This window comes from uncultured Flavobacterium sp. (assembly GCF_963925415.1).
In the GTDB taxonomy this organism is placed as follows: domain Bacteria; phylum Bacteroidota; class Bacteroidia; order Flavobacteriales; family Flavobacteriaceae; genus Flavobacterium.
The window spans coordinates 1-9,889 of record NZ_CAWUTS010000066.1 but is presented as its reverse complement, the minus strand read 5'-3'; the positions used below and the strand labels follow the sequence as shown (position 1 = coordinate 9,889).

The following is a 9,889-nucleotide window of genomic DNA, read 5'->3' as shown; positions in this document are numbered from 1 at the left end:
AGACAAGCAAAAAGTTTGTGTTGCAGCACCTACCGGAACAGCAACTGGAGCATTAACTGTAGCTGTAACTGCTAGTCTTGCAATACTTTCACATATTAATGTTTCTGATGCATAATAAGTTGTTCCGTTTACTAAAACATCTGTTGATGGTAACAAGTTACCTGCTGTTGCAGCATCATACCATTGTATTGTTGAACCTGTAGCTGCTAAATCAGAAACAGTTAAACCATTACAAAAAGTTTGTGCAGCAACACCTGTAGGAGCTAGTGCAGTAGAAGCACAATCAATGATATTTACAGAAAAATCTAAAGTAACACCATAAGAGCCCGAATAACATGGGTTTGGTGTAGCTTGACCTGTATCTGAAGAACCTATTCGCATTCTATGCATGCCTAAAGGCGCTGTAGCAGGCATAATAAATGAGGCGTCTAAAACTGTTGGGTTTGATCCTAGCGATGTTCCTGAATAAACTAACTCTGTTGAATCAAAAGTATAATCATCATTAAAGTCAATCCAAATATGTGTGTCGTAAGTATATCCTGTAGCAAATGAAACTTGAACATTAGCAGAAAAACTGTGGTAAAAATCTGCAGCTGTTGCAGAATGATCAAAGTACATTACATCTCCATTTGAAAAATCTGTAGCTCCTAGTTGAACATTTGTAATACCTGAACCATCATTTGATGTTGGGAGAGAAACACAATAACATCCTGTGGCAACAGTAGTAAAAGTATTTTCTGTACATCCAACAGTTGAACCAAATGCGTTATAAGGAGTTATTGTATAATAGTAAGTTGTTCCAACTGTTCCAACGAAATTATATGTTACAACTGCGCCTAAATCTTCATTATTTAAAACGTCAGTACCACCTGTTGTAGTTCCTACTGAAATAGAATAACCATCTGAACCAGAAGCAGAATCCCAAGATATTACTGTAGCTTCATTACCACAATTTGCATTTGGTATTGCAACTACGTTGGTAGCACATAAAGGAGGAGTTGTTGGAGTAAGTCTAATTTCAAAATCATCAACATAAAATTCAACATCTGCAGCACCATTGTTGGCGCCTTCAACTGCTCTATATGCAAAACGTACTGATTGTCCTGCATAGGCATCTAAATTTATAATGTTAACGGTACCCGTATTTGAAGGCGTATTTAAATCGTTATAAGTATATAAAACAGTCCAGTTATTGAAGTTTGTAGAAACTAAAACCTCAACATAATCATCAGATTCCCAAGGCGTAGTTGGAGCATTAGGTGATCCGTATTGTGTAACTGCAGCGTTAAATTTTAATTCATAGCCCGTTGCAGGAATATTAAACAATGGTGATAGTACCCAATCATTAGCACTATTAAGCCAAATATTATATTTAAATGAACCTGTAAAACCTACATTAGCAAAACCATCTACACCCCAATTACTTGAGCCGTATGTTGATGGGCCTGAAGCTAAATCTCCATTATCTGCTTCTTGCCAACAAACCGGTACATAAGTAGTAAAATCTTCCAAATGAGGAACTGCAAATGTACTACATGTAGTAGCGAAACTTCCTATAAAAGACCAAGGACTAACTGAGCTACTACCACAATCTGAACGTACCCAGTAGTAATAATTAGTTGTTGGCGTTAAACCAACTGCATCATAAGATATAGTTGTATTGTTTTCTACAGTTGGAACTGTTGTTGCGTCTGGAGCCGTATTAGATGTGCTATAATAAATATCATATCCATTAGCAGGAGCTACAGATGGAGCACTCCAACCTAAGGTAGCTGTTACATCAGTTATTGCAGAGGCAATAAGTGATGTAGGTTCTGCACATGACGGAATAGCTTCCCAAATAACATCATCAATATATGCGGTGGTGTAACTTGATGGAAAGCCTGGATTTTTTATACATAAATAATTAACTCCTGCAGGAATTCCTGACGGATTTATAATATATTCAGTTGCTGTTGCAGCTGTAGATGCTAAAAAAACATCTTCTATTTGAATAAATGAATTAAAGTCAGTAGGATCTGTTAAATAACCTATTTCTAAAAATCTACCTGCAAGAGATGCATATCCTTTAAATTTTAATCGGTGTGTATTTGCTTGTAAATTTGATACAGAAGGCAATACAACATAACACTCTGTAGGTATTGTAGCTGTGCTACTTGCATACATATACAATCTATTTACTGTAGACATTGGAGCAGTAGAACCTGTTGTTATATACGTTGTACCTGCACCTAATTTATCAAAACAATCAGGCATTGGATTTGCACTGCCTGTTAAATATCCTTCAAAATCTTCTATGTAGTCTGTAACATCATCACATTCTGTTTTAAAAGTAGATGGTCCAGTCCAATAACTTGAATCTGAAGCACTACAAACAGCTCTTACATAAAAGTCATAGGTTGTGTTTGCCATTAATCCTGAAACAATAAATGGATTTGTAGTTGCAGAAATTGTTGTTCCTGTTCCAGATGTAAATCCTAAAGGACCATATTCAATTTCCCATGCAGTAGATGTAGCAGCTTCTGTCCATCCTAAATTAGCTGAATTTATTGTTACTGTATCTGAAGTTAAAAGAGTTGGCTCTATACAGGTAGGTGTTAATCTTACCTGAACATTATCAACATAAAAATTTAAATCTGTAGAACCATTTGCGGCACCTTCAACAACTCTAAATGCAAATCTAACATTCTGTCCAGCATAAGAATCTAAACCAATAATATTTGCGTCACCTATAGGTGAAGGAACATTTGAGTCGTTATATGTATATAAAACTGTCCAATTACTAAAACTTGTTGAAACTAAAACTTCAACATAATCATCTGATTCCCATGGTGCAGTAGATGGTGCAGTAGTATTCCATTGCGTAACAGCAGCGTCAAATTTTAATTCATAGCCCGTTGCAGGTATACTTACTAATGGTGATATAATCCAGTCATTTGCCGCAGCCAACCAAATTTCATAACGAATAGCACCTGTTGTACCATTATTTCCAAAACCATCAGATACCCAAGAGTTAGATCCAAAAGTTGCTGGACCTGATACTAAATCACCGTTATCTGCTTGTTGCCAACAATTTGGCAAAAATATAGTAAAGTCTTCTAACCAAGGAAATGTATTTATAAGGTTTGGTGAAACAGTCACTGGGGATGCTGAAGTTGTACTTCCTGAACATGTCACTTCGCAATAAAACGATTCTGTACTAGTTATAGCCTCAGCATAAGTAGCACCAGTTGCACCAACAAGTAATGTTCCATTTTTATACCATTGATAGCCTACACCTGAACCAAGTGTAGGATTTTGAGCACTAAATGTCACAGTTGCTCCAGGACAAGGAGATAAATCTGAAGCAACAGTTGCTCCAGGAGCAGGAACTCCACTACATGGTGTTGTTGTAAATGTCAACTGAGTATCATATAATCTAGTAGCATTAGTTGTCAAGTTCCCTGTTATAGGAGTTCCGCTCGATGTTCCAACAGCTTGACCAGGGTTTACAGTAGCATATTGCCAGCTAAACGCCCCAGTAGATGCAGCACCTGCACCGTCATTAATTGACCAATCTAATGCTATTTCAATAGCACCACCTGAATAACTAAAAGGAGTAGTTAAGTTAAACTCTACCCATCCGGTAGCAGCAGCCATATCTGCGTCAGAATATGCAGCATTAGAATAAGCAAGTGTAGAACCAGCTGTCCATGTTGCCATATTTTGAGTCGTAACTAATGAAGTATTACCTGAATCCTTCATATAGATATTAAAATTTGCGGTTCTTCCGGCAGCTAAGGTAAAAGCTGTTGTTTTATAATACGCAATTTTGGTAACAGTAGCTCCAGCAGTAACTCCAGCTGCACTAAGACTGGCTGCATCTAACAATTGTACTGACTGAGAATAATTAAAAGTACTTGTAGCAGAGGATCTGTATATTGGACTACCATTAGCGGAGCTGGAAAGTGTACCAGCGCCTATAGTAACTGTAGTTTGCGCGAAACCCAATATACTAAATAACAAAGTTGTTATCAGTAATGTAATTTTGTTCATTTTTTGTTTTTTGATGGTTAATAAATAATTAAACAACCAAAATACGAATTTACTTACAAATAACTCTATTTTTCTTACAAAAAAAAATAATAAATGTACTTTTATAAGTAATAATTTGAATTAATCACAAAAAAAACCCACTATATCGTGGGTTTTTTTTAATACAATTTATATACTTTTAAATACTTGGAACTTGAACCATTTCGCTAACATCAGCCAAATAGTCTACACCTTCAAAACCAAATCCAAAAAGGTTTAAAAAATCTTGTTTATATCCTGCCAAATCTCCTATTTGAGATAAATTTTCTGTGGTGGCTTTTTCCCACAAAATTGCAATTTTTTCTTGAATATCATCACGCATTTCCCAATCATCAATTCGTATTCTTCCGTTTTCATCCAACGGGATTTCTTTTCCAGTAAAAACTCTATCGGCATATAAACGTTGAATTTGCTCAATACAACCTTCATGAATACCTTCTTCTTTCATTAATTTATATAATAATGATATGTATAATGGTATAACCGGTATGGCAGAACTAGCCTGAGTTACTAATGCCTTATTTACAGATACGTAGGCTTGCCCATTAAGTAATTTTAAACTTTCTGTGATTTCAAAAGCAGTTGCCTCTAAATGATCTTTTGCACGTCCAATAGTTCCTTTTCTATATACGGCTTCAGTTAATGAAGGACCTATGTAAGAATATGCTATTGTTTTGGCACCATTAGCTAATAAATTTTCAGCTTTAAGAGCTTCTATCCACATTGCCCAATCTTCACCTCCCATAACGGTTACCGTGTTATCTATATCGTCTTGATTAGCAGCGTCTATAGAAACCTGGGTTACATTACCTGTATGAAAATCAACAGTTTTATTCGTAAATGTTTTTCCAATAGGCTTTAATGAAGAACGATGTAAAACACCCGATTTTGGATGCATTCTTACAGGAGAAGCTAAACTATAAATGATTAAATCTATTTGACCTAAATCTGCTTTAATCAAATCTAATGTTTGTCTTTTTATTTCATCTGAAAAAGCGTCGCCATTAACGCTTTTTGCATAAAGACCTGCTTTGGTAGCTTCTACTTCTAAGGAAGCAGAATTATACCAACCTGGAGAAGCTGTTTTGTTTACTTGTGGTGGTTTTTCAAAGAAAACACCAATTGTAGCGGCGTTACACCCAAAGGCACTTGATATTCTAGAAGCCAAACCAAAACCAGTTGAAGCACCTATAATTAACACTTTTTTTGCGCCATCAATTGGGCCTTTTGATTTTACATATTCAATTTGATTTTTTACATTTTGTTCACAACCTTTAGGGTGTGATGTTAAACAAATGAATCCTCTCATTCTTGGTTCTATAATCATTTTATTATATGTTTAGTTTATTATATATTAAATCAGTTCGGCAAATGTAATTTGAATATTTTAGTTTAACAAAGCCTTAGCGTGATTGATTGCAGATTCTGAAATATTTTTTCCTGATAACATTTCTGCTATCTCAACTATTCGTTCATTTTCGGTTAATAATTTAATCTCAGATATGGTGTCGTTGTTTTGAGTAACTTTAAATACTTTGTAATGTTGGTTTCCTTTAGAAGCTATTTGAGGCAAATGAGTTATCGCAAAAACTTGCATTTTAGCACTCATGAGCTTCATAACATCCCCCATTTTTAAAGCAATTTCGCCTGAAACACCCGTGTCTATTTCGTCAAAAATAATAGTTGGTAATTTGGAATAGTTGGTTAATACAGACTTAATTGACAACATTATTCGCGACATTTCGCCACCCGATGCCACCTTTTTAATGGGTTCTAGTTTTGAACCTTTATTAGCCGAAAACAATAAGTTAATTTGATCTTTTCCAAATTTATTAAAGGTTTCAGATGGAGTAATTTCAAATTTAAATTGCGCATCAGGCATTCCCAATTGTGTGATAATTTGTGTGATTTGAATTATAAACAGGTGCGAAGCTTTTTCTCTAACACTTGTAATTATTTTAGCCTGTTTATCTAATGCAGCCTTAGACGTTTCAATGGTGTTTTGTAGTTTTTTAATTACAAAATCAATGTCATCAAATTTTACAACTTTTTGTTCTAAATTTTCTTTTACCTGGAGTAGCTCTTCAACTGTATTTACTTGATGTTTTTTTTGGAAATTATAAATTACTCGAAGCTTGTTATTGACCAATTCGGTTTGAGCAGGATCATCATATATTTTTTCTGCTAGAGTTTCATTTTCAGAAATGATATCTTCAATTTCAATTAAAGAAACCAAAAACCTGTTATATAAGTTATTGTATTCTGAGGCGATTGAAGCAATTTTTTGCAAACTTATTTTTACCTCGTTTAAATTAACCAAAAGACCAACTTCTTCTTGATTTGATATAGAAATTACTTTACTTATATTTTCTTTTAAAAGTTCAACATTATTTAATTTTTTTGATTCTTGCTCAAGTTCTTCTTGCACCCCAATTTTTAAATTTGCATTTTCTAACTCTTCGTATAAAAACAAATTATATTCTTGCTCTTTACCCAGTATTTCTTTTTCTAAAACAGCTTTTTTATATTCTGTAAGTTGTGTTTTGTAATCTTTTAATTGCGCTTGAAATTGTTCAACAAGACCCTCATTTTGAGCAACTCTATCAAGTAATTCTATTTGATATTCTTCATTAATTATATTTCGAGTTTGAAATTGAGAATGAATATCAATTAAATAATTACCTAATTCTTGTAACTCTTGCAAATTAACTGGGCTATCATTTACAAATGCTCTTGATTTTCCGGTTGGTAATATTTCTCTCCTTATAATGGTAATGTCATCATAATCTAAATTTAAAGATTCAAATATTTGTTTGAGTTTATAACTTGAAATAGAAAAATGTGCTTCTATAATGCATTTTTGATCTTTATCTTTTAAAGACGATAAATCTGCTCTATTGCCTAAAACTAAACCTAAAGCACCTAACAAAATTGACTTACCCGCACCTGTTTCACCCGTAATAATAGAAAAATTTGCAGAAAAATTAATTTCTAATGATTCTATAAGTGCATAATTTTTTATGTATAATGATTGAAGCATGAAGATGTATAATATAACGCTAATTTAAACAAAAAAACAAGGCCTTGAAACACTTATCTAATAGTATTCCATTTACTTGAGTTTAATGGTGAAATTCTATTTAAAACTTCAAGTAATTCAACATTTGGCATCTTGGTACCACCAGAAAATATTCCAACTATTTCATCGGCCTTAGAGTCAAAAAAAGTACGAGTTAAAAGTGAATTTGGTCGAACTTTATTTATTTGGGACACCGTTTTTATAGCTTCTAAAATTGTTTGTTTAGCTAATTTTTGATCATCAGACATGACATCTAACCCTTTTAAATGGTAAAAGTATAGTGCGTTTCGATAAGGTGTGTAAGTGCTGGAAAGCATGTCAGAAATAATAAAATACCGGTTGTTGTTTTTGTTATCAGATTGGCTCCAGCCACTGTAACCACTAGATTGTGCTAAACCCATAATATTTGAAGCAACTTCTAACTCTTTAGTACCGCTTAATTCTGAAAAAGTGTCTTTATCTAAACCTATAATAATATTTGAATAATAGCTTAAAATTGAAATTAAATTAGACGAAAAACTATTAGGGTCATATAAAAAGTTTTCATATTCAATGTATCTAAAATCTACATTGGTGTCGTTTAAATTTAATATAGGAGAAGAATAGCTGGAATTAAAAATGGGTCTTGAAGATTGAATTTGTAAAGAGGCTTTAATATTATTAGAGTCAAATGAGGCTATATTTAAAAAAAAAGAACATTCAATTTTTTCGTTTTGTTCATAGGAGTCGTTTGTAAATTTTGTGTTGTTTAAAAACTCCGTCATTTGCGTTTGAAGTGTTTTAAATATTTGAACATTTACATTAGTAACCCTGTCATAATTTAGGGAAACAGAGCATTTTAATTCTTGTGCAATACTGCTCAATGCTATAAAAAATAAAGCTATTATTAATGTTGATTTCTTCATTTTTAGTTTTTTATAATTGAAAATGCTGCTTTACTTTTTCGATAATATCTTTTGCAACGTTTTCTTTCGTTTTTAAAATTTTTGGTTCTACAGAAAAATTTTTATCAATAAATGTAACTTTATTTGTTAATTTGCCAAAACCTGCTCCTAAATCATTTAATGAATTAAGAACAATCAAATCTAAGTTTTTTTTCTGAATTTTCAATTTTGCATTCTCAATTTCATTTTCGGTTTCTAAAGCAAAACCTATTAAAAATTGATTTTTCTTTTGCTCACCTAGTACCGCTAATATATCTTTTGTTTTTTCTAACTCTATTGTAAACGTAGAATCGTTCTTTTTAATTTTCTGAGAAGCAACATGTTTTGGGCGGTAATCTGCAACAGCTGCCGCTGCAATAACTACGTCAACATTTGAATAATTCTCTAAACAAGCATCATACATTTCTTGTGCTGAAGTAACCTTAATTACGTTAACTAAATGGTGGTTTATTTTTTGATGCGAGGGTCCTGAAATTAAAATAACTTGGGCACCCATTTGAGACGCTTCATATGCAATATCGTAGCCCATTTTACCTGAAGAGTGATTTCCAATAAATCGAACAGGATCAATAGCTTCATGGGTAGGGCCTGCAGTTATTAATATGCTTTTCCCTTTTAAGGGCAACTTACTGGCAATGTCATTTTCTAAAAAAGCTAGTATATTTTCGGGTTCTGCCATTCTTCCTTCTCCTGATAGTCCACTTGCTAATTCGCCACTTTCGGCAGGAATTATTATATTAGTAAATCGTTCTAATTTTTGAAAATTTTCTACTGTAGAAAGGTGTTTATACATATCTAAATCCATTGCTGGAGCAAAGTATACTGGACATTTTGCTGATAAATAAGTTGCTAATAGTAAATTATCACAAATGCCATTTGCCATTTTTGATAATGTATTAGCTGTTGCAGGCGCAACAACAAAATAATCTGCCCAAAGACCTAATTCAACATGATTATTCCACATTTCATTTTGATCATCGTCATTATAAAAACTAGAATATACTGGGTTTTTTGATAAAGTAGATAGCGTTAAGGGAGTAACAAAATCTTTAGAAGCAGGTGTCATAACTACTTGTACTTGAGCACCTGCTTTTATAAAAAGTCTAACCAAAGACGCTGTTTTATATGCGGCTATTCCACCAGAAATACCTAGTAAGATTTTTTTACCGCTTAAAACAGACATATTTTTATTGATTTTTAGAATCTCTATAATATATTTTATTTTCTAACCATTCTTCAACAGCTAATGCATGAGATTTTGGTAATTTTTCATAAAATTTAGAAACTTCTATTTGTTCTTTGTTTTCAAATATTTCTTCTAAACTATCATTATAAGTAGCAAATTCTTCAAGCTTTTCAATCAATTCTTTTTTAATATCAGCATTTATTTGATTGGCTCTTTTTGAAATAATAGTAATTGCTTCATACACATTTCCTGTAGGAGCTTCAATTTCACTTTTATTATAAGTGATCGTGTTAACTGGAGCAGTAGTTTTCTTTAAATCCATTTTAATTATTTGAATATTGCGTTAATTCTCTTTCTATTTCTTCTAATTGTTTGTCGGCTACCACTTTGTATGTTGAATCATTATTAAATTTTATTAATGATTCATAAGCAGCTTTAGCACTTTTTAATCGTTCTTCTTTTTTTGATTCAACACTGTTTATACCAAACTTATACATGGTATCAAATTTATAGTACAAAGCATCTTCTTTGTATTTTGTTCCTGGGTATTCTGATAAAAAAATATCTAAAACTTTAATTGGAGCTGAAAAATCTCTATTATATTCT

6 protein-coding genes and 1 pseudogene are annotated in these 9,889 nt (G+C 32.6%); all 7 read right to left on the bottom strand.

Going from position 1 to position 9,889, the window contains the following annotated elements; all coding sequences use genetic code 11:
* A partial coding sequence (locus tag AABM47_RS05300; RefSeq protein ID WP_338409887.1) for a fibronectin type III domain-containing protein occupies window positions 1–4,035 on the bottom strand: 4,035 nt, incomplete at its 3' end.
* 178 nt (window positions 4,036–4,213) lie between these two features.
* Window positions 4,214–5,401: an enoyl-ACP reductase FabV gene (gene fabV, locus AABM47_RS05295; RefSeq protein WP_338409886.1), complete on the bottom strand. Its 1,188-nt coding sequence runs from the start codon at window positions 5,399–5,401 to the stop codon at window positions 4,214–4,216.
* 60 nt (window positions 5,402–5,461) lie between these two features.
* The gene (recN, locus tag AABM47_RS05290; RefSeq protein WP_338409885.1) at window positions 5,462–7,114 is read right to left on the bottom strand and encodes a DNA repair protein RecN; all 1,653 of its coding nucleotides are present in this window, start codon (window positions 7,112–7,114) and stop codon (window positions 5,462–5,464) included.
* Window positions 7,115–7,167: 53 nt separating this feature from the next.
* The gene (locus AABM47_RS05285) at window positions 7,168–8,058 is read right to left on the bottom strand and encodes a DUF4835 family protein (protein WP_338409884.1); all 891 of its coding nucleotides are present in this window, start codon (window positions 8,056–8,058) and stop codon (window positions 7,168–7,170) included.
* Between the two features lie 10 nt (window positions 8,059–8,068).
* Window positions 8,069–9,280: a bifunctional phosphopantothenoylcysteine decarboxylase/phosphopantothenate--cysteine ligase CoaBC gene (gene coaBC / locus AABM47_RS05280; RefSeq protein WP_338409883.1), complete on the bottom strand. Its 1,212-nt coding sequence runs from the start codon at window positions 9,278–9,280 to the stop codon at window positions 8,069–8,071.
* A 4-nt stretch (window positions 9,281–9,284) separates the two neighbouring features.
* Complete coding sequence (locus AABM47_RS05275; protein ID WP_338409882.1) at window positions 9,285–9,605, bottom strand: DNA-directed RNA polymerase subunit omega; 321 nt, start codon at window positions 9,603–9,605, stop codon at window positions 9,285–9,287.
* A gap of 1 nt (window position 9,606) precedes the next feature.
* Window positions 9,607–9,889 (bottom strand): annotated as a pseudogene (locus AABM47_RS05270) (outer membrane protein assembly factor BamD); the annotation flags it as partial.